Annotated in this window: 18 protein-coding genes; 12 read left to right on the plus strand and 6 right to left on the minus strand. The window is 67.5% G+C overall.

The genetic code is table 11. The annotated features are described in order from the left end of the window. Window positions 1-26: 26 nt before the first annotated feature. From ACYU98_RS04695 to ACYU98_RS04705, 3 genes are all read left to right on the plus strand, one after another. Complete coding sequence (locus tag ACYU98_RS04695) at window positions 27-1085, plus strand: ABC transporter permease (protein ID WP_460467033.1); 1059 nt, start codon at window positions 27-29, stop codon at window positions 1083-1085. Then, on the plus strand, window positions 1082-1756 hold the full coding sequence (locus ACYU98_RS04700; protein WP_460467034.1) for an ABC transporter ATP-binding protein: 675 nt from the start codon (window positions 1082-1084) through the stop codon (window positions 1754-1756). The genes ACYU98_RS04695 and ACYU98_RS04700 overlap by 4 nt, the downstream gene beginning before the upstream one ends. Window positions 1757-2032: 276 nt before the next feature. Next, complete coding sequence (locus ACYU98_RS04705) at window positions 2033-2773, plus strand: hypothetical protein (protein WP_460467035.1); 741 nt, start codon at window positions 2033-2035, stop codon at window positions 2771-2773. Window positions 2774-2782: 9 nt separating this feature from the next. Here ACYU98_RS04705 and ACYU98_RS04710 read toward each other — a convergent pair whose 3' ends face one another. From ACYU98_RS04710 to ACYU98_RS04725, 4 genes are read right to left on the minus strand one after another with little or no spacing between them, the layout of a single operon-like run. Further along, window positions 2783-3373 carry a bacterial proteasome activator family protein gene (locus ACYU98_RS04710; protein ID WP_460467036.1) on the minus strand — a complete coding sequence of 197 codons (591 nt, stop codon included), beginning with the start codon at window positions 3371-3373 and terminating at the stop codon, window positions 2783-2785. A 57-nt stretch (window positions 3374-3430) separates the two neighbouring features. Further along, the gene (locus ACYU98_RS04715; RefSeq protein ID WP_460467037.1) at window positions 3431-6154 is read right to left on the minus strand and encodes an FtsX-like permease family protein; all 2724 of its coding nucleotides are present in this window, start codon (window positions 6152-6154) and stop codon (window positions 3431-3433) included. Continuing rightward, a complete protein-coding gene (locus ACYU98_RS04720; RefSeq protein WP_460467038.1) occupies window positions 6154-6876 on the minus strand; it encodes an ABC transporter ATP-binding protein in 723 nt (240 codons plus the stop codon). The genes ACYU98_RS04715 and ACYU98_RS04720 overlap by 1 nt, the downstream gene beginning before the upstream one ends. Continuing rightward, entirely contained in the window at window positions 6873-7439 is a 567-nt protein-coding gene (locus ACYU98_RS04725) for a PadR family transcriptional regulator (protein ID WP_460467039.1), read from the minus strand. Before ACYU98_RS04725 ends, ACYU98_RS04720 begins: the two co-directional genes overlap by 4 nt. Before the next feature lie 119 nt (window positions 7440-7558). On the opposite strand from ACYU98_RS04725, the gene ACYU98_RS04730 reads away from it, so the two are divergent. Together ACYU98_RS04730 and ACYU98_RS04735 are read left to right on the plus strand one after the other, a co-directional pair. Continuing rightward, the gene (locus ACYU98_RS04730; protein WP_460467040.1) at window positions 7559-8536 is read left to right on the plus strand and encodes an NAD(P)H-quinone oxidoreductase; all 978 of its coding nucleotides are present in this window, start codon (window positions 7559-7561) and stop codon (window positions 8534-8536) included. Between the two features lie 52 nt (window positions 8537-8588). Next, a complete protein-coding gene (locus tag ACYU98_RS04735; protein ID WP_460467041.1) occupies window positions 8589-8990 on the plus strand; it encodes a VOC family protein in 402 nt (133 codons plus the stop codon). Here ACYU98_RS04735 and ACYU98_RS04740 read toward each other — a convergent pair. Beyond that, window positions 8958-9749, minus strand: coding sequence for an IclR family transcriptional regulator (locus ACYU98_RS04740; RefSeq protein WP_460467042.1), 792 nt, complete (start codon window positions 9747-9749; stop codon window positions 8958-8960). The two genes, ACYU98_RS04735 and ACYU98_RS04740, sit on opposite strands and share 33 nt — an antisense overlap. Before the next feature lie 79 nt (window positions 9750-9828). Between ACYU98_RS04740 and hutH the strand changes: the two genes are divergently transcribed. Beyond that, a complete protein-coding gene (hutH, locus tag ACYU98_RS04745) occupies window positions 9829-11373 on the plus strand; it encodes a histidine ammonia-lyase (RefSeq protein WP_460467043.1) in 1545 nt (514 codons plus the stop codon). 10 nt (window positions 11374-11383) lie between these two features. Further along, a complete protein-coding gene (locus ACYU98_RS04750) occupies window positions 11384-13135 on the plus strand; it encodes a urocanate hydratase (RefSeq protein ID WP_460467044.1) in 1752 nt (583 codons plus the stop codon). A gap of 55 nt (window positions 13136-13190) precedes the next feature. On the opposite strand, the gene ACYU98_RS04755 is transcribed toward ACYU98_RS04750, so the two are convergent. Continuing rightward, window positions 13191-13607 (minus strand): VOC family protein, encoded by a 417-nt coding sequence (locus ACYU98_RS04755; protein ID WP_460467045.1) that lies wholly within the window; start codon window positions 13605-13607, stop codon window positions 13191-13193. Window positions 13608-13703: 96 nt separating this feature from the next. On the opposite strand from ACYU98_RS04755, the gene ACYU98_RS04760 reads away from it, so the two are divergent. From ACYU98_RS04760 to hutI, 5 genes are all read left to right on the plus strand, one after another. Continuing rightward, a complete protein-coding gene (locus ACYU98_RS04760) occupies window positions 13704-15131 on the plus strand; it encodes a purine-cytosine permease family protein (RefSeq protein WP_460467046.1) in 1428 nt (475 codons plus the stop codon). Between the two features lie 100 nt (window positions 15132-15231). After that, on the plus strand, window positions 15232-16440 hold the full coding sequence (locus ACYU98_RS04765; protein WP_460467047.1) for an allantoate amidohydrolase: 1209 nt from the start codon (window positions 15232-15234) through the stop codon (window positions 16438-16440). Further along, entirely contained in the window at window positions 16440-16874 is a 435-nt protein-coding gene (locus tag ACYU98_RS04770; RefSeq protein WP_460467048.1) for a pyrimidine dimer DNA glycosylase/endonuclease V, read from the plus strand. The genes ACYU98_RS04765 and ACYU98_RS04770 overlap by 1 nt, the downstream gene beginning before the upstream one ends. Next, window positions 16871-18214 (plus strand): formimidoylglutamate deiminase, encoded by a 1344-nt coding sequence (locus ACYU98_RS04775; RefSeq protein WP_460467049.1) that lies wholly within the window; start codon window positions 16871-16873, stop codon window positions 18212-18214. Before ACYU98_RS04770 ends, ACYU98_RS04775 begins: the two co-directional genes overlap by 4 nt. Continuing rightward, window positions 18211-19362, plus strand: coding sequence for an imidazolonepropionase (hutI, locus tag ACYU98_RS04780; RefSeq protein ID WP_460467050.1), 1152 nt, complete (start codon window positions 18211-18213; stop codon window positions 19360-19362). The genes ACYU98_RS04775 and hutI overlap by 4 nt, the downstream gene beginning before the upstream one ends. Window positions 19363-19364 lie beyond the last annotated feature (2 nt).

The following is a 19364-nucleotide window of genomic DNA, read 5'->3' on the forward strand; positions in this document are numbered from 1 at the left end:
GAGAAAAGCAACTCGAGGAGGCTTGTGTGTTCCTGGCAATCAGGGATCTGTGGTGGGCGCGCGGACGTTTCGCGCTGATGGCGGGCGCGATCGCGCTGATCACCTTGTTGGTGGTGATGCTGAGTGGGCTGACCGAGGGACTCGGGCAACAGAGCACCTCAGCGATCACCTCGTTGCGGGCCGATCAGGTCGCGCTGGAGAAACCGGGCGCTGGTCAGTCGCCCTCAATGGGCACCAGTCGGGTCAGCGACGCCCAGCTGGCGGCGGCTCGCCGTCAGGCCGGAGTTCAATCGGCCGACCCGATCGGCATCACGACCGGCCGGGTGTCGGTCGGTCAGGTGGCGGCGCCGGCGACGATCTTCGGCGTGGACCCAGGTTCCGCGGCCGCGCCGCAGGGGCTGGCCACCGGAACCGCGGTCGTGGGCTCCGGCCTCGACTCTGTGCGGGTAGGCGACACCGTGACGGTTGCGGGCACCAACCTGCGGGTCGTACGGATTGATGCGCAAGCGTCCTTCAGTCACCTGCCCGTGGTGTGGGTTCCGCGGTCGCTGTGGCTGCGGACCGGCGGATCGACCGCCGGTGCGGGCAGCATCGTCGCGATGCGTACGACCGCTGGCTTCAACGCCGGATCCTTCGACAAGGCAACGGGATTGGTGGCGAACGCGCCCGGCGATTCGCTCGCCTCGATCGGTTCCTACTCCGCCGAGAACGGGTCGTTGACGATGATCCGTGGCTTGTTGATCGCGATCTCCGCTCTGGTGATCGGGGCCTTCTTCACGGTCTGGACCGTGCAGCGCGAGGGTGACCTGGCGGTGCTGAAGGCGGTCGGTGCCCGCACCGGCTACCTGGTGAAGGACGCGCTCGGACAAGCGCTGCTGACCCTGCTGATCGGTGGCGGGATCGGCACCCTGGTGGCGCTCGGGATCGGGTTTTTCGCCCGGCGGAGCGTGCCGTTGGTGATCAGCCTCTCGACGGTCGCCGTTCCGTTCCTCTTGATGATCGTCGTCGGTCTGGTGGGTGCAGCCGCTGCGCTGCGCCGCGTCGTGACCGTCGACCCGATGACAGCTCTGGCAGGTGTGCGATGAAGGCTCTTGAACTGACCGACGTGAGCGTGCGATTCCGCGACGGTGACGGGTGGACCACAGCGTTGGACGACGTTTCGTTGTCCGTCGACAGCGGCGAGTTCATCGCCGTCACCGGCCCCTCCGGGTCGGGCAAGTCCACCCTGCTGGCGGTGGCCGGGCTGCTGCTCGAACCCACCTCCGGTCACGTCCGCCTCGGGGGTGCGGACGTGACCGGGACCGGCCGCAAGCAGCGAACCGATCTGCGACGCAAGGACATCGGCATCGTTTTCCAGCAACCGCACCTGCTCGGTTCGCTGACCGCGGTCGAGCAGTTGGAGATGGTGGCGCGACTCAGCGGTGACCGTTCGGCCCGTCCGCGCGCCATGGAGTTGCTCGACTCGGTCGGATTGTCGGCAGTGGCCCGCAAGCACCCGTCGCAGTTGTCCGGCGGTCAGCGGCAGCGGGTTGGGATCGCGCGGGCGTTGATGGGTGACCCCGAGTTGCTGCTGGTTGACGAGCCGACCTCCGCGTTGGATCACGAGCGCGGGGTCGCGATCATCGACCTGCTGCGCGGGCTGACCCACGAACGCGGGCTCGGAACAGTCGTGGTCACCCATGATCTGGCGACCTTGTCGGTCGATGACGAGGTTGTTCGGCTTGTCGACGGGAAGCTGGCGCTGCAGCCTGCTTAAGGTGGCGCTCATGTCGGTGGGGAAAAACAGTTCAGTCGTCGGTCCGCGCTCGTGGCGGCGGTGGGTCTCACCGTTGCCGGGTGTAGCGACACCGGGTCGAGGTCGGCCACCTCGACGGGCTCGTCGTCTGGTGGTTCGCCTTCTCCGGGGACTTCTGGTGGCTCATCGTCGGGCGGGTCGTCCTCTGGTGGATCGTCGTCCACCGCGGCGGCGACGACCCTGCCCGGTGGCGGCCGCACCCTCTTCCCGGACCACCGCCTGGTTGGCTACTGCGGGATGCCCGGAGCGCCGGCGCTCGGCGAACTGGGAGTGACCGGCGACCTGCAAGGTCAGGTCGAGAAGATGCTCACCACGATCGCCGCCTACGACCAGCCGGACCGCAAGGTCCTGCCGATCATGGAGATGATCGCAACCGTCGTTCATCCTTTCCCAGGCAAGGACGGGATGTATCGAGAGCGCCTGCCGCAGAACCTCATTCAGCAATGGAGCGACGTCGCGGCCAAGAACGGGTCGTTGTTGCTGCTGAACATTCAGCCGGGCCGAGCCGACTTCCTCGACGAGGCCAAGGCCTACGAGCCGTGGCTGAAGCTGCCCCACATCAGCCTCGCGCTCGATCCCGAGTGGGCGATCGGACCAGGCCAGAAACCGGGGAAGGTGTTCGGCAGCACCACCGGCAGGAAGGTCGACGAGGTCGCCGCGTTCATCTCTGGCGTTGTTGCCGCGAACGACCTTCCGGAGAAGCCGTTGGTGGTCCACGTGTTGCGCCGGTCGGTCTTCACCGACGAGGCGGCACTGGGAGAACACCCCGGTGTGGTCACCATCAAGTCGGTCGACGGGATCGGTGTCCCGAAGGACAAGCTCAAGGCTTACAACGCGGTGATGAGGGGAACACCGGAGTTCATCCACCCCGGGTTCAAACTCTTCTTCGGTGAAGACGTACGCGCCGGCGGGCCGCTGATGAGCCCCGCCGAGGTGCTCGCCTTGAGCCCCTCGCCGGACTATGTGATGTACGAGTAGGCAGCCCGCTCAGAGATATTGCCCGGTCGGGTGATCGTCTCCGCCGTCCTCACCTGACGCCGCTTGCGGGTGGGGCAGTCCTCGGCGCATCGCTTGAAGCTGAGCCTGGGAAGCCATTTGCTGGGCGACGATCGCGGTCTGGATGCCGTGGAAGAGACCTTCAAGCCAGCCGACCAGCTGCGCCTGGGCGATCCGAAGTTCGGCATCCGTCGGGGCAGCATCGCCGAACGGCAACACGATCCGGTCGAGTTCGTCGGCCAGCTCCGGCGCGAGGCCATCCTTCAACTCCGCAATCGAGCGGGCGTGGATGTCGGCCAGCCGACGCCGCCCCTGATCGTCCAGGCCCGCCGTACGAACTTCTTCCAGCAGTTGCTTCACCATCGAGCCGATCCGCATCACCTTGGCCGGTTGCTCGACCAGGTCGGCGGGGTTCTCGCTCCTGGGGCGATCCCGCGAATCGGGACCAGGGGCTGAGCCGACGTCCAAATCGTTGGCCACACCCATGCCGTCCGGGGTGATCACGACGAACCGTCCGTCCTCGCCGCTGGTTGCCGTCGGAGTCAGCGCGTCACCCTGCGGGTCGTTGTTCTCGTCGGTCATGCCTCCATCCTGCCTCGCGGCCCGCCGGGTGAACCCCATTTGCGCAGTTGGCGCCGGTCAGGTCGCCTGGCGCCGAGTGAGCGCCGGGCTCGACCGGGTAGTGAGGACCGCCACCAGCGCAGCGACCACCGGGGTCCCGAGCAAGGCAGGCAGCAGCAGTATCCACGGGATGTTGATCAGCGGGTGGCCGGTCACATTCGGGTTCCAGGACTCGATGGTCAACGGCCACGTGACCGCGATGCCGGGCACTAGCCCCACCAGGAAGCCCGCGACGCCACCGACCAGCCCGATCGCCAGCGCATATCCGGCCCCGATCCGGCGCCGGATCGAGCGCGGCGCACCGATCGCGGCCAAGGTCGCTTGGTCAGATCGGCTCTCGCTCTGCGCCAGCGCCGTCCCGATGAGCGTCACGGCCAACACGATGAGGGCGAACGCGGCGAGCATGATCTCGATGATGAGCATCGATTTGTCCTGATAGCCGCGCTCAACCGAGACCGTCACACTGTCGGCCGCCCGGTCGCTCAACTGCTGTTCGAGCTCGCTGGAGATCCCGCCGGGGGCGCGCAGGAGCAGTCGCTGAACATCGGTCGGCCAGTGGTGCGCCGCGGCGACCGCCGGCGTGATGATCATCGTCGATCCTCCGCGGAGGTATATAGACCGCAAAGGGGTTGTTCCGTCGATGACCTTCACCGGCAGAACCTCCTGATGCGACAGCGGTTTGGCAGCCGCGCCACGTGTCGCGGTGGTCCACGAGAAACGCACCTGTCCGCTGCGAGCAATCGCACCGGGGACGGTGTTGACGACCCCACCATCCGAGGACATGCCGCTGGCTGATGGCGCCTGCAACGCCAACGCCTTGCCGCTAGCCAACCAATCACGCTCCGCATCGGTGAGGCCGAGCATCCGCTGCGCCTGCGACGCATCCAGCGCGCCGACGCCGCCCATGCCCCCTGCGCCGAGCGGTGCGCAGTCGATGCTCGTTGCTGCATCGCCCGCGGTCGTCGGGACCGGGCAGTCCTTGCCGGTCGCGGCCAAGACCAGTTGGCCGGTCGGCGCGGTGCTGCTCGGATCGAAGTACTGCCCGACGGTGGCGATCGGCGCGATCTGAAGTGACGGATCGACCGTACGGGCGGTCGCGGCAAACCTCGCGAGGTCCTTGGTGTCGCCGGTCACCACCGCGTCACCGATCGGCGCGGACGGCTCGTAGTCCCGCTTGGCCTGTGCAATGTCGCTCGTCCCGCCGATCGCCAGCGCGGTCATCAACGCCGAGGCGGCCATCACCGCCGCGACCCCGGAGGTTGCGCGGCTGCGTTGGCGACCGATGTCGCGGGTGGCGATGCGGCTGGCGACCGGCAGAACCGAAGCCAGCTTTGCCACCTGTGCCAGCAGCCAGGGGAGCGCGAGAACGGCGCCACCGAAGAGCAGCACCCCGCTGCCGGCGATCTTGACCTCTCCACCGGACAGGTTGTTGCTGGTGATCGTGCGCCACAACACCACGCCGCCGACAGCAGCGAGGATCAGACCGAGGATCGGCCAGCCGGCCCGTACCTTGTGCACAGAGGCATGCCCCCGCAACACCGCGATGACGCTGACCCGGCCGGCCTGTATCGCTGGCAGCAATGCAGCAACGAGGGCGCTGATGACGGCGATCAGGGCGAGGCCGCCGAGTTGGGTCCACGGAAAGTCCGTCGGGCCGTACGCGTGGCGCGGTGCAATCCGCCGCGCGAGGGCGACGATGCCGGCTCCCAGGCCGGCGCCGACGAGCACCGCCCCGATGGCCGTCAGAACACCCAGCAGCAGGGCTTGCGCCAACACGTACCGGCGCAGCATCGCCCGGGTCGCCCCGTTGCTGGCGAGTTGGCCGAGCGCTCGCCGGTGACGGTCCGCGCTGGTGGTGAAGGCTGGGCCGGCGACGAGGACGGTCAGCAAGACACCACCGGTCAGCAGCACGGTGAGCACCGCGGTGCTGGCACCGTTCTGCGTCGACCATCCCTGTTGGGGCGGCACCAGCTCTGGGTGCTCAATCAGCAACCGGCTGCGCACCGCCAGGCCGTAGCTGTTCCACCGCTGCACGTCGGTCCAGGTCACTGGATCGGCGCGGTCGATCAGGTAGCTGATCGAGCCTGCGCTGGCATCGGGCAGGGTCACCAGGTCCTGCGCCTGCAGGGTGCGGGCACCGCCGACGACGGTCATCGTACGGTCGGTGCTTCCGTCGCTGTGCAGCGCGAATGTTCCGTGGCTCGGGATGCCGATCGATCGGCCTGCGTCGGTCACCAAGACCTCGTTCGGCGTACGAGGCCAGCGGCCAGACGTCAGCGTTGCGGTTCCGGAGTAGGCCGGCAGTCGGCCGTCGACACCGAGAACGTTTGCCCGAATCCGGCGTTCTCCGAGAACGACCCGGGTGGATTTGACCGACAGCGGGCGCGCTGTGCCGCCAGTGACCTCACTGATCGCTTCGGCGCTCGTGGCCTGTTTTCCGTGCAGCAGATTGCCGGCGACTCCCATGTCGCCGAGGCTCTGCGGATCCGCGGTCAGTTGCTTCACGCCAACCTGGTTGGAGCCAGGGCTTCCGGTCATGACAACGGTGACCGCCGCCGGCGTCGACCCGAGGTCGGCGGACAGACTCTCGGAGTTGTCGACCGTCAGCGTCGCGACCGCCGTTGCCAGCGTGGCCAGGACAAGCGTCGGCAGCGCGACCAGCGCCGCGGTCAGCAAGGCGCGTCCGCGATGGCGGCGCAGATCGCGCCGAGCCAACCGGATCATCAGGCGCCAGGCCCCCATCAGTCGACCCTTGCCAGGAGCGAATCGGCATCGTCCGGATCGCCGGTCGAATCGACGACGACTCCGTCGCGCAGGAACACCACGCGGTCGGCCCACGCCGCGTGGCGAGCGTCGTGCGTGACCAGCAGTCCGGCGGCGCCCGCGTCACAGCGCTCGCGTAAGACTCGCAACACGGCCTCACCAGTCCGGGAATCGAGAGCCCCGGTGGGTTCGTCGGCGAGGATCAGTTCGCGGTCACCGATCAACGCGCGCGCGATCGCCGCCCGCTGCTGTTGGCCCCCGGACATGTTCTCGGCGAAGCGGTCCGCAAGGTCGGCAATGCCGACGCTCGACAGGGCGTCGAGCGCCTGGGCTCGGGCGTTGCGGGGCGAGACCCCGCTCAGTTCCAGCGGTAGCGCGACGTTCTCGGCCGCGGTCAACGACGGGATCAGGTTCAGATCCTGGAAAACGAACCCGAGGGTCTCGCGGCGCAACCTGGCCATCGCCTTCGAGGTGAGTCCGGTCAGGTCCGTCCCCCTGACGAGGACCTGGCCGGAAGTGGGGGAGTCCAGGCCGCCGGCAAGGTTCAGCAGCGTGGATTTGCCAGAGCCGCTGGGCCCCATGACCGCGACGAGTTCACCGCTTCGTACGCGCAGGTCAACCGCCTGCAGGGCGGTGACGGCAGCGTCACCTTCGCCGTGCGTACGACTGGCCGAAATCAGTTCCAGCACCACCGCGTTCATCGTTTGACCGCCGTTCGGCGAGGCGTCGCCGGGGCGACGGCGCTTGCCGACCGACCCGCGATCACCACCTTGGTTTCGATGTGGTCGAGCCAGCGCAGCTCGGCTTCGGCGGTGAAGATGAGGTTGTCGAGCACCAGGCTCCAAGCGAGGTCGTTCTCGACGCTGGCCTTCAGCCGAGTGAGATCGCGCATCTGTCGCATGGTCGCGGTGCGTTGGATCTGTACGACTTGCTGCACATCAACGTCACCCAACGTGACCGCGAGCGCGAGCTTGATCGCGAGTTCGTTGCGCGGGGTCTGATCGCGATCGACAGGAATCGTCCACCAGCGGGTGATCTCGGCGCGGCCGTCCTCGGTGAGGCGGTAGGCGATCCGACCCTCGTCGTCGGCCTCGCCGTTGCTCTCCACCAGCCCGTCGCGTTCGAGGCGGTTCAGCGTGGTGTAGACCTGCCCGACGTTCAGCGGCCAGGTTCCGCCCGTACGTGCTTCGAATTCCTGGCGCAGCTGCGCGCCGTACATCGGTTGCACCGCCAGCAGCGCGAGCAACGAGTGTTTGACCGACATCCCCGACCCCTTGTGTATACCGGGTATTTCCCCTGATGAGGCACATGTATACCGAGTATTGTGGGTCAGGTCAAGCATGAGGGGCGGGGTCAGTACGGCGAGGCTCGTACGGTGGAGGCATGCGAGCCGTGACCCTTCCCGAATTCGGTGCCGAAGACGTTCTGACCCTGGCCGAGGTGCCCGACCCCACTCCGGGGGTCGGTGAAGTCGTCGTCGAGGTGGTCGCCGCCGGCGTGAACCGCGCCGATCTGTTGCAACGACAGGGGTTCTATCCGCCGCCGAAGGGTGAGTCGGAGATCCCGGGCCTGGAGGTGAGCGGACGCATCAAGGTGCTCGGTGACGCCGTCACCGGGTGGATCATCGGCGACGAGGTGTGCGCGTTGCTGGCTGGTGGTGGCTACGCCGAACAGGTGGTGGTGCCGGTCGGTCAGCTGCTGCCCGTCCCTGCCGGCGTGTCGCTGGTGGAGGCCGCAGCGCTGCCGGAGGTCGTCTGCACCGTCTGGTCGAACATCGAGATGACCGCCCATCTGGCCGACGGCGAAGTCTTCCTGCAGCACGGCGGGTCGAGCGGGATCGGCACGATGTCCATCCAGATTGCCCGCAGCCTCGGGGCACGGGTGGCAGTCACGGCCGGGTCGGCCGCAAAACTTGAGCGCTGCCGGGAATTGGGGGCCGAGATTCTTATCGACTATCACGAGCAGGATTTCGTCGAAGAGATCCGGCGGGCCACCGACGGGCGCGGAGCTGACGTGATCCTCGATGTCATCGGCGCGAAATACCTGGACCGCAACATCGACGCGCTCGCTCCCGATGGCCGACTGGTGATCATCGGCATGCAAGGCGGCGCGAAGGCCGACCTCAATATCGGCAAACTGCTGGCCAAGCGCGCATCCCTGACGGCGACCTCATTGCGCGGCCGCGACCGGGCCGACAAGGCGCGCGTCGTGCAGTCCGCCCGGGAACATGTCTGGCCGCTGATCGAAGCTGGTCGCATCAAGCCGGTCGTGGACCGCACCTTCCCGCTCGACCAGGTCGCCGCGGCCCACAAGCTGTTGGACGAGTCGTCCCACATCGGAAAGGTGCTGCTGACCACCTGATTCGGGGAAAAGTGGGTGGCCGCGCGAGCAACCCCGGTGGTGGACTGAGGCCATGACTTCCTTCGTGTCCCACACCGCTGTTGATTCCCTCGATGCCTACGCGCAATCGGAGTTCTGGAAGAAGGTGCTCGGCTACATCGATGTGCCGGACGACCCGAACGAGCCGGGCCACCAGGAATGCATGATCCTCGACCCCGGCACCGGCCACCACCTGTTGTTCATCGAGGTGCCGGACGCAAAGTCCGTCAAGAACCGGCTGCACCTCGACCTGCGTCCGCGCAGTGGCACCCGTGACGAGGAAGCCGATCGCCTCGTCGGGCTCGGCGCCACCGTGGTCGCGGACCGGCGCAACATCCATGGGCCTGGCATCGGCTGGTTCACCCTCGCCGACCCCGAAGGCAACGAGTTCTGTGTGTTGCGATCAGAGGAAGAACGTGCCGCCGCGGCTCAGTGAGCTTCGGGTAGTCAGCGGCGCGCCCAGCCGCCGACTGAGCGCATCGGCGGTCGCCGTCACCTCGCGGGCCAACTCGACTCGCGCCGCCGTGTCAAGGTCGGCGGTGAAGGTGCAGGCGACGGCCGCCGCCGGCAGCCGCGTGTGGTCCCACACGCAGGCGGCCACCGAGGCGAGACCCGCTGTGACAGAGCCGTTCTCGACGGCGTAGCCGCGCGCTCGCACCTGCGACAACTCGGCTCGCAGGGCGGGTAATGAGGTGGGGCCGACACCGTGGCGTTGCACGAACTGGTCACGGCCCGGAAAGAGTGCCCGAACCTGCACGTACGGCAGCTCGGCCAACATCGCCAGTCCGGAGGCGGTGAGTGTTGCGGGCAGCCGCACTCCGACGTCGGTGATCAGCAGCGGACGCCCGGGCGCCCGCTCCTCCAACACGTAGAGAACATCGGTGCTGTGCAGGACCGCGAGGTGCGCGTTGTGTCCGGTGCGGTCAACCAACCCACGGACGGAGGGCAGCGCCACGCGCTGCAAGGGGGCCTGTCGCGTGTAGGCCGAACCGAGTTCGTACGCCGCCACGCCAAGACCCCAGCGGCGGTCCTCCTCGTCATGGCTGACGAATCCGGCGTTCCGCAGAACACCCAGCAATCTGTACGTCGTCGACCGAGGCAGATTCAATTCGCGCGCCAGAGATGCGCCCGGCTGCGGAGTGCCTTTGCGGGCGAGCAGTTGCAGCAGGGCGATCGCGTCAGCGGCGGCGGCCATGCCCAACTGTCCCAGATGTGGGACAGAAAGCGCTAGAGGTGTCTTCTGTCCAAGGCCCGGAGGCTGTGCAATGGATCACATGCCAGACACCAAGCACCCGCAGACCGTCACGGTCGGCATCGGCCCCCTGTCGATTGATGACGTGGTGGCCGTCGCCCGGTTCGACGCACCGATCGAGCTCAGCGACGACTCGCGCGCCGAGGTGGCCAAGTCGCGCAAGATCATCGAGGGTCTCGCGAGCGACCCGATTCCGCACTACGGCGTCAGCACCGGATTCGGTGCCTTGGCCAACACCCACATTCCGCTGGAGAAGCGTCAGCAACTACAGCGTTCGTTGGTTGCCTCGCACGCCGCCGGTTCGGGCCCCTTGGTCGAGCGCGAGGTCGTACGAGCCCTGATGCTTCTGCGCATCTCGACCCTCGCCACGGGGCGTACGGGCATTCGGCCCGAGACCCTAGAGACGTACGTCGCACTGCTGAACGCGGGCATCACCCCATGTGTTCGTGAATACGGCTCGCTCGGTTGCTCCGGTGACCTCGCCCCGTTGGCCCACTGCGCGCTCGCCCTGATGGGCGGAGGCGACGTGTCGCTGCCGGACGGAACGGTCGTTGAGGCGGCCGACGCGCTGGCTCAACACGACATCACCCCGGTGGTGCTGCAGGAGAAGGAGGGGCTGGCCCTCATCAACGGGACCGACGGCATGCTCGGGATGCTCTGTCTGGCAGTCCACGACCTGCGGATGCTGCTGGCGACCGCCGACCTCACCTGCGCGATGAGCATCGATGGTCTGCTCGGAACCGACGACGTGTTTGCCGCCGACTTGCAGGCACTGCGGCCCCACCCGGGCCAGGCCATCTCGGCCGAGAATCTACGGAACATCATGCGGGACAGCGGAATTCGCGAAAGCCATCGTGACCCCAGCGCTTGCACCCGGGTGCAGGACGCCTACTCGATGCGCTGCACCCCGCAGGTCAATGGCGCCGCCCGCGACACCCTTGACCACGCAGTCGCTGTTGCCGAGCGCGAACTCGCCGCCGCCGTCGACAACCCGGTGATCACCTTGGACGGCCGGGTTGAGAGCAACGGCAACTTCCACGGCGCCCCGGTCGCGTACGTGCTCGACTTCCTCGCAATCGTCATCGCCGATGTCGCGAGCATGAGCGAGCGCCGCACCGACCGCGCTTTGGACGTCGCCCGCAGCAACGGACTGCCGCCGTTCCTGGCCGACGACCCGGGCACCGACTCGGGCCACATGATCGCCCAGTACACCGCCGCCGGCATCGTCTCGGAGATGAAGCGCCTTGCGGCACCAGCAAGCGTGGACTCCATCCCCAGCAGCGCCATGCAGGAGGACCACGTGTCCATGGGGTGGGCCGCCGGACGCAAACTGCGCCGCAGTGTCGACGGATTGCAGCGCGTGCTGGCCGTCGAACTGCTCACTGCTGCTCGCGCCATCCGGCTTCGCGCCCCCTTGCAGCCTTCGCCCGCCGTACGCGGTGTGTTGGCTGTTCTCGACGCCGGCCACCCCGGTCCGGATCGATTCCTGGCCCCCGAGATCCAGACCGCATTCGACCTCATCACCGCCGGCAGCGCGATCAGCGCGACCGGTCTCGACCTGAAGTAAGGAGACCCCCATGGAAGGTGCACGCCCCGTACGCGCCCCCCGAGGCACCGAGCTGTCTGCCAAGTCCTGGCAGACCGAGGCGCCGCTGCGCATGCTGATGAACAACCTTGACCCCGAGGTCGCCGAGCGCCCTGACGACCTGGTCGTCTACGGCGGCACCGGCCGCGCAGCGCGCAGCTGGGAAGCGTTCGACGCGATCGTCGAAACGCTGCGAGACCTCGAGCCGAACGAGACCCTGCTGGTGCAGTCCGGCAAGCCGGTCGGTGTTGTCACCACCAACGAGTGGGCCCCGCGGGTGCTCATCGCCAACTCCCACCTGGTTCCGGACTGGGCCACCTGGCCCGAATTCCGTCGGCTCGAGGCTGAGGGTCTGATGATGTACGGCCAGATGACGGCCGGCTCGTGGATCTACATCGCTACCCAGGGCATCCTGCAGGGCACCTACGAGACCTTCGCTGCCGTCGGCGTGAAGCGCTTTGGTGGAACCCTCGCCGGGACCATCACCCTCACCGGTGGATGTGGCGGCATGGGCGGCGCGCAGCCGCTCGCGGTGACCCTCAACGGCGGCGTCTGCCTGATCGCTGACGTCGACCGCACCCGTCTGGAGCGTCGTGTTGCCAAGCGCTACCTGACTGAAATCGCCGACGACCTTGACGACGCGATCGCCCGCGCCAACAAGGCCCGCGACGAGAAGCGCGCGGTCTCGATCGGCATCGTCGGCAACGCGGCAGAGGTCTTCCCGCAGCTGCTCGAACGGCACAAGGCCGGCGACATCCACATCGACATCGTCACCGACCAGACGTCGGCGCATGATCCGTTGTCCTACCTGCCGACCGAGGTGTCGGTCGAGGAATGGCAGCGCGAGGCCGAGGGCGACCCGACCGGCTTCACCAAGAAGTCGCGCGAGTCGATGGCCGCGCAGGTTCAGGCGATGGTCGAGTTCCAGGACGCTGGCGCCGAGGTCTTCGACTACGGCAACTCGATCCGCGACGAGGCGCGCACCGCGGGCTACGACCGCGCGTTCGCCTTTCCCGGGTTCGTTCCGGCCTACATCCGACCGCTGTTCTGCGAGGGCCTCGGCCCGTTCCGTTGGGTGGCCCTGTCGGGTGACCCGAAGGACATCGAGGTCACCGACGCCGCACTGAAGGAACTCTTCCCCGAGAACGAGCACCTGCACCGTTGGCTCGACGCAGCTGGTGAGTTCGTGGAGTTCGAGGGCCTCCCGGCCCGCATCTGCTGGCTCGGCTACGGCGAACGACACAAGGCCGGTCAGCTGTTCAACCAGCTGGTCAAGGACGGCAAAGTCTCGGCGCCGATCGTCATCGGTCGTGACCACCTCGACTCCGGCTCCGTGGCCTCGCCCTATCGCGAGACCGAGGGCATGCTCGACGGCTCCGACGCGATCGCGGACTGGCCGCTGCTCAACGCCCTGACGGCCACCAGCTCCGGCGCCACCTGGGTGTCGCTGCACCACGGTGGTGGCGTCGGAATCGGTCGCTCCATCCACGCGGGCCAGGTCGGCCTCGCGGATGGCACCGATCTCGCAGCAGCCAAGCTGACCGCACTGCTGACCAACGACCCCGCAATGGGCGTCTTCCGCCACGTCGACGCCGGCTATCAGCGCGCCGTCGACGTTGCGAAGGAGCGCGGCGCGCGGATTCCGATGACGCCGAACGTTCGCGATGCCGGCGACGCGGCGGCTGCCCAGCGGGCAGCCACCGAGAAGGCCGCCAGCTCGAAGGCACCGAAGTCGGGAGCCTGATGTCATGACCGTTGGTCGGCCGCCGCACCCACCCCGTGGGGCGGCCGACCGCGGGTCATCCGATGGAGGACACCTCGGGCACCACCAGCTGCCCCACCTCATCGGGATTCCAACAGATCTCCCACGGCACGCCGTCCGGATCTGTGAAGTAACCGGAATAGCCGCCCCACACCCGATCCGCCGGTTCGGAAACGACGGCGCCAGCGGCTCGGGCAGTCGCCAGCACACGATCGACAGAGGTCTTGTCGATCACGTTGTGGGCCAGGGTGATCGGCGGCGTTCCGGTGGCCGGCTCGGCCCCTACTTCCGCGGCGAAGGCGGCGCGATCCCAGAACGACAGGATCACGCGGTCGGCGACGCGGAACATCACCACCTCGTGTCCGTCATCGAACACGGGGGACCAGCCCAAACCGTCGAGATAGAACGCCCGAGTGGCCGCCACGTCCCGCACGGCAAGTGTCACAAAGCTCATCCGCTGTTCCATCTCCCCAGAGTGGCAGCAACCACTGACATCCGCTCATCACAATGACCGGGTCCTCGGGACCCACGACATCGGAAGGGGCTTCCCATGGCCTCCACCACACAGGTCGAGCAGCGCAGCATCGACTACGTCCCCGCCGCGGAACGCCACGGCAGCGCCACTAACCAGTTCACTCTCTGGTTCGGCGCCAACATGCAGATCACGGCCGTCGTCGACGGCGCTCTTGCGGTCGTCTTCGGCGCGGACGCGCTCTGGGCGATCGTCGGGCTGTTCATCGGCAACCTGCTCGGTGGCGCCGTCATGGCGCTGCACTCCGCGCAGGGCCCCAAGCTCGGCCTTCCGCAGATGATCTCCAGCCGCGCTCAGTTCGGGGTGATCGGCGCCGCGCTTCCGCTGGTGATGGTCATCCTGATGTACCTCGGCTTCGCCGCGACCGGCACCGTGTTGTCCGGGCAAGCGATCAACAAGATCCTGCACGTCCACGCCACCTGGATCGGCATCGTGATCTTCGGATTGCTGACCTTCGTGGTCGCGGCCTTCGGTTACCGGTGGATCCACGCATTGGGTCGCGTCGCGACCGTCGTTGGCATCCTCGGCTTCGCCTGGATCACCATCCGGATCTTCACCAACTACGACGGCGCCCACCTGCTGAGCAACCCGACGTTCGGTTTCGTGCCGTTCCTGTTGGCGATCTCCCTGGGCGCCGGCTGGCAGCTGACGTTCGGCCCGTACGTCGCTGACTACTCCCGCTACCTGCCAGTCGACACCGCGGCCACCACCACGTTCGGTGCGACCCTTGCCGGTTCGGTGCTCGGTTCGATGTGGTCGATGACGATCGGCGCGTTGCTGGCTTCGATCCCGAAGTCAAGCTTCCTGGACAACCAGGTCGGCTTCGTCGGTGACCTGGCAGGTGGCGGCGCGATCGCGATCGTCATCTACTTCGTCATCGTGACCGGCAAGCTGACCGTCAACACCTTGAACGCGTACGGCGGTGCGATGACGATGCTGACCACCGTCACCGGTTTCTCCCGCAAGACGGTCATCAAGCCAGCCATGCGCTTGGTGTTCGTGTTCGTGTTCCTCGCACTCTCGGTGGTCATCGCCCTGGCGGCCTCGGCGGACTTCCTGAGCAACTTCAAGAACTTCGTCCTGCTGCTGCTGATGGTCTTCACCCCGTGGAGCGCGATCAACCTGGTCGACTACTACCTGGTGTCCAAGGAGCGCGTCGACATCCCGGCGCTCTACGACCCGAGCGGTCGCTACGGCGCGTTCAACGTCCCGGCTCTGGTCACGTACGTCATCGGTGTTCTGATTCAGATCCCGTTCCTGGCTCAGACGCTCTACACCGGTCCGCTGACCGACGCCCTCGGCGGCGCGGACATCAGCTGGATCATTGGTCTGATCGTTCCCGCAGTGATCTTCTACTTCTGGGGTCGGGCCACCAGCCGTGCGCCGGAGCAGACGATCTTCCCGGAATCGACATTCCCGGCATCGACCGAACAGGTCGACGCGTAAGGATGGCGGGCGGCGCCGTCGACCGTTGTCGTCGGTGCCGCCCGGCTCTCACTCTTAAGGCGCCAGTTGGCGTCGAAACCGCTTTGGAAGGGCGCCCTCGATGACCTCGACCGACTACTTCGACAGCCGCTGGGCAGACCTGCTGCCAGTGGGTCGCGACGGCGGGTCCGGTGGCTACCGCCGCTTCGCGTGGACTCGCGAGGACCACACCCTGCGGGAGTGGTTCGCGGGGGAGTGCGCCGCGCTCGGGCTTGACCTGACGCAGGACCGGATGGGCAACCAGTGGGCCTGGTGGGGCAATCCCGATCAGACACCCGGCGTCGTCATCGGGTCCCACCTCGACTCCGTCCCGGACGGTGGGGCGTACGACGGACCGCTCGGCGTGGTCTCCGCCCTCGCCACGGTGAAGGCACTGCAAGACAGTGGCTTTGCGCCGACCACTCCGATTGGCGTGGTGAACTTCGGCGATGAGGAAGGCGCCCGATTCGGCGTCGCCTGCGCGGGTTCGCGCGTCATCTCAGGGGCGATGACGGCCGAACGAGCGCTCGGTCTCACCGATGCCGATGGGGTCACGATGGCCCAGGCGCTGCAGACGGCTGGCCGGTCGATCGACATTGGCCCCGACCCACAGACCCTCGCCCGGATCGGTTCATTCGTCGAACTGCACGTCGAGCAGGGCAAGGCCCTCGCCCTGATGGATCCGGCGACCTCCGCGGTCGCGGTCGGCACCGACATCTGGCCCCATGGTCGCTGGCGCGCTGACTTCTCCGGTCGCGCCGATCACGCCGGCACCACGGCCCTCGGCGACCGCCAGGACGCGATGCTTGACGCAGCCCGGTTCGCTCTCGCCGCACGCGAGGCGGCTGCCCAGCGCGACGGTGAACACCGTTGTGTCGCAACGGTTGGCAAGCTCGACATCGTCCCGGGCGGGGTCAACGCGATTCCCTCCCACGTGACCGCGTGGCTAGATGCTCGTTCGTCGGAGGAATCGCTGGTCCGCGGCGTCATTGAGGACCTCAAGGGGCTGTTTCCTGAGGCTTTGCGTGAAGAATCCTGGACCCCGACCACCCGCTTCGACGAGGCGCTGACCCTGCGAGTGCGCGATGCCCTCGGCCCGAACACCCCGATGCTCGGAACCGGCGCCGGCCACGACGCGGGCATCCTGGCCAACGCCGGGGTTCCGACCACGATGTTGTTCGTCCGCAACCCCACCGGGTCGTCCCACACGCCTGAAGAGTTTGCCGAGGCGCGGGACTGCCACGCCGGCGTCGACGCCCTGACCACCGTCGTACGGGATCTGGCGGGCTGATGCGCATCTGGTCGATACACCCCGCGCAGCTGGACCGGGCCGCGCTGGTCTCCTGTTGGCGCGAGACTCTGCTCGCGCAGGCGGTGCTGGCCGGGCGCACCAAGGGCTACCGCCAGCATCCACAATTGCAGCGGTGGCGGGCGCTGAACGACCCGCTCGCCGGGATCATCGCCTACCTGCACCTCGTCGCCGACGAAGCTGATCGGCGTGGTTACCGATTCGATCGGGGACGGGTCGATGCGCCGGCTCCGGTCGAGGTCGAGCCGATGCGAGTGACGACCGGGCAACTGAGTTACGAATGGGATCACCTGCTGGCGAAGGTGCGTCATCGCGACGAGACGTGGGTCGCGGTGATCGACGGCCTGCAGCCGCGGCCACACCCGATGATGACGGTGGTCGAGGGACCGATCGAGATTTGGGAGGTCGTGAAATGACGACATTTTGGTGTGAACACGCTTTCTTGCCAGGCGGATTGGCGTCTGGGGTGCGGTTGGTGGTGGACGCCGAGGGGCGCTTCTCCGCGATCGAGCAGGTGCCCCGCGCCGACGGCGACGTCATCCTGCGCGGGGTCACCATGCCCGGGTTCGCCAACACCCACAGCCACGCGTTCCACCGGGCCCTGCGCGGCCGTACGCACGACAACGGCGGCACCTTCTGGACCTGGCGCGAGCGGATGTATCACGTTGCCGCTCAACTGAACCCGGACAACTATCTGGCGCTAGCCAAGGCGACATACGCGGAGATGGCTCTCGCCGGGGTCACCACCGTCGGCGAGTTCCACTACGTCCACCACCAGCCGGGCGGAACGCCCTACGCCGACCCGAACGAAATGGGCCGTGCGCTGCAGCAAGCCGCGGCCGAGGCCGGGATCGGGCTGACCCTGCTGGACACCTGCTATCTGGCCGGCGGTCTCGGCAAAGACGGACACGTTCCGCTGAACGATGAACAACTGCGCTTCGGTGACGGCGACGCGGCCAGCTGGGGTGACCGGGTCTCTCGGCTTGATAGCGCGGATGGTTTCCGGGTCGGAACGGCTATGCACTCGGTGCGCGCGGTGCCCTTTGACCAGCTGAAGGCGGCCGCGACAATCGCCAGCCACGTCTGCGACACCCCGTTCTCGAACGACCCGCTGCACGTCCACGTCAGCGAGCAACCGGCCGAGAACCAGGCCTGCTTGGACTTCTATGGCCGCACCCCGGTGCAATTGCTGGCCGATGCCGGACTGCTCGACGGCAATCTGAGCGCGGTCCATGCCACCCACCTGACCGACGAGGACATCCGACTACTGGGTGCCGCGGGTGCGTGGGCGAGCTTCTGCCCGACCACCGAGCGGGACCTCGCCGACGGCATCGGCCCCGCAAAAGCGTTGCAGGAGGCCGGAGCTCGCATTTCGCTTGGCAGTGACCAGCACGCCGTGATCGACCTGATCGAGGAAGCTCGTGCGGTCGAAATGCACGAGCGACTCGTTACCAATCAGCGTGGCCGGTTCACCCCGCGGGCGCTGCTGGGGATGGCCACCGAACACGCCAGTATTGGCTGGGCCGACACAGGTCGGCTCGAAGTCGGACTGCGCGCCGACTTCGTGACCGTCGGGCTCGACTCAGTTCGTACGGCTGGGTCCGACCCTGCCCAGATCCTGCTGTCGGCGAGCGCGGCCGACGTGCACACCCTCGTACGCGGCGGTGAGACGGTTGTCTCCGACGGCCACCACCGCCTGGGCGACGTCGGTCGCCTGTTGAACGAAGCCATCGCACCGCTGTGGGAGAACGCATGACAACGACACTGATCACCGGCATCGCCGAACTCGTTACCTGCGACGAGACCCGCGAAGGAGAACTCGGCATCGTGCAGGACGCCGCGCTCGTCATCGACGGCTCCACGATCGCGTGGGTCGGTGCCGCGGCGGATGCCCCGGACGCCGACGAACGACAAGACCTGGGTGGCCGAGCTGTCCTGCCGGGCTTCGTCGACTCCCACACTCACCTAGTCTTCGCCGGCGATCGCAGCGCGGAGTTCACCGCTCGGATGACCGGGGAGCCGTACGACGGCGGCGGCATCGCGGTATCGATGGCCGCCACCCGCGGTGCGAGCGACAATGAGCTGCGCTCGCTGATCGCGGCCCGGTTGGCGCAGGCCCGGGCACAGGGAACGACTAGCTGGGAGATCAAGTCCGGCTACGGTCTCGACGTCGAACACGAGGCGCGCAGCCTGCGGATCGCGCGGGAGTTCACGCCGGAGACAACTTTCCTCGGCGCCCACGTGGTGCCGCCGGAAGCGCGCGACGACCGGGCGGCGTACGTCGATCTGGTGGTCGGCGAGATGCTCGACGCGTGCGCGCCACATGCGAAGTGGATCGACGTGTTCTGCGAGCCCAACAGCGCCTTCGCGTTCACCGGGGAGGAGTCGCGCCGGGTGCTTGAGGCGGGCAAGGCAAAGGGGCTCGGACTGCGAGTCCACGGCAACCAGCTCGGTCATGGGCCCGGCGCTGCGTTGGCTGTCGAGCTTGGCGCCGCGAGTGTCGACCACTGCACCTTCCTGGACGATGCAGATGTCGAGGCGCTGGCGGCTGGTGACACGGTGGCGACCTTGCTGCCCGGCGTCGAGTTCTCCACTCGGATGCCTTACCCGCGCGGCCGCGATCTGATCGACGCGGGCGCCACGGTCGCCTTGGCCAGCGACTGCAACCCGGGAACCTGCTACTCCAATTCAATACCGTTCGTCATCGCGCTCGCGGTCCGCGAGATGCACCTGACGCCGGCGGAGGCAGTGTGGGCAGCAACCCGCGGCGCGGCGATGTCGTTGCAGCGCAGCGATATCGGAGTCGTGAAGGTGGGAGCGCGGGCCGATCTTGCGGTGCTCGACGCACCGTCGCACCTGCACCTCGCCTACCGACCGGGGGTGCCGATCGCTTCGGCTCTCTGACC

The sequence above is a fragment of the Calidifontibacter terrae genome (assembly GCF_054778835.1).

Coding starts and splice junctions, on each gene's coding strand:
- ACYU98_RS04700 (WP_460467034.1), top strand. CDS start 1,082: ATGAAGGCTCTTGAACTGACCGACGTGAGCGTGCGATTCCGCGACGGT.
- ACYU98_RS04705 (WP_460467035.1), top strand. CDS start 2,033: ATGCCCGGAGCGCCGGCGCTCGGCGAACTGGGAGTGACCGGCGACCTG.
- ACYU98_RS04710 (WP_460467036.1), bottom strand. CDS start 3,373: ATGACCGACGAGAACAACGACCCGCAGGGTGACGCGCTGACTCCGACG.
- ACYU98_RS04715 (WP_460467037.1), bottom strand. CDS start 6,154: ATGGGGGCCTGGCGCCTGATGATCCGGTTGGCTCGGCGCGATCTGCGC.
- ACYU98_RS04720 (WP_460467038.1), bottom strand. CDS start 6,876: ATGAACGCGGTGGTGCTGGAACTGATTTCGGCCAGTCGTACGCACGGC.
- ACYU98_RS04725 (WP_460467039.1), bottom strand. CDS start 7,439: ATGTCGGTCAAACACTCGTTGCTCGCGCTGCTGGCGGTGCAACCGATG.
- ACYU98_RS04730 (WP_460467040.1), top strand. CDS start 7,559: ATGCGAGCCGTGACCCTTCCCGAATTCGGTGCCGAAGACGTTCTGACC.
- ACYU98_RS04735 (WP_460467041.1), top strand. CDS start 8,589: ATGACTTCCTTCGTGTCCCACACCGCTGTTGATTCCCTCGATGCCTAC.
- ACYU98_RS04740 (WP_460467042.1), bottom strand. CDS start 9,749: ATGGCCGCCGCCGCTGACGCGATCGCCCTGCTGCAACTGCTCGCCCGC.
- hutH (WP_460467043.1), top strand. CDS start 9,829: ATGCCAGACACCAAGCACCCGCAGACCGTCACGGTCGGCATCGGCCCC.
- ACYU98_RS04750 (WP_460467044.1), top strand. CDS start 11,384: ATGGAAGGTGCACGCCCCGTACGCGCCCCCCGAGGCACCGAGCTGTCT.
- ACYU98_RS04755 (WP_460467045.1), bottom strand. CDS start 13,607: ATGAGCTTTGTGACACTTGCCGTGCGGGACGTGGCGGCCACTCGGGCG.
- ACYU98_RS04760 (WP_460467046.1), top strand. CDS start 13,704: ATGGCCTCCACCACACAGGTCGAGCAGCGCAGCATCGACTACGTCCCC.
- ACYU98_RS04765 (WP_460467047.1), top strand. CDS start 15,232: ATGACCTCGACCGACTACTTCGACAGCCGCTGGGCAGACCTGCTGCCA.
- ACYU98_RS04770 (WP_460467048.1), top strand. CDS start 16,440: ATGCGCATCTGGTCGATACACCCCGCGCAGCTGGACCGGGCCGCGCTG.
- ACYU98_RS04775 (WP_460467049.1), top strand. CDS start 16,871: ATGACGACATTTTGGTGTGAACACGCTTTCTTGCCAGGCGGATTGGCG.
- hutI (WP_460467050.1), top strand. CDS start 18,211: ATGACAACGACACTGATCACCGGCATCGCCGAACTCGTTACCTGCGAC.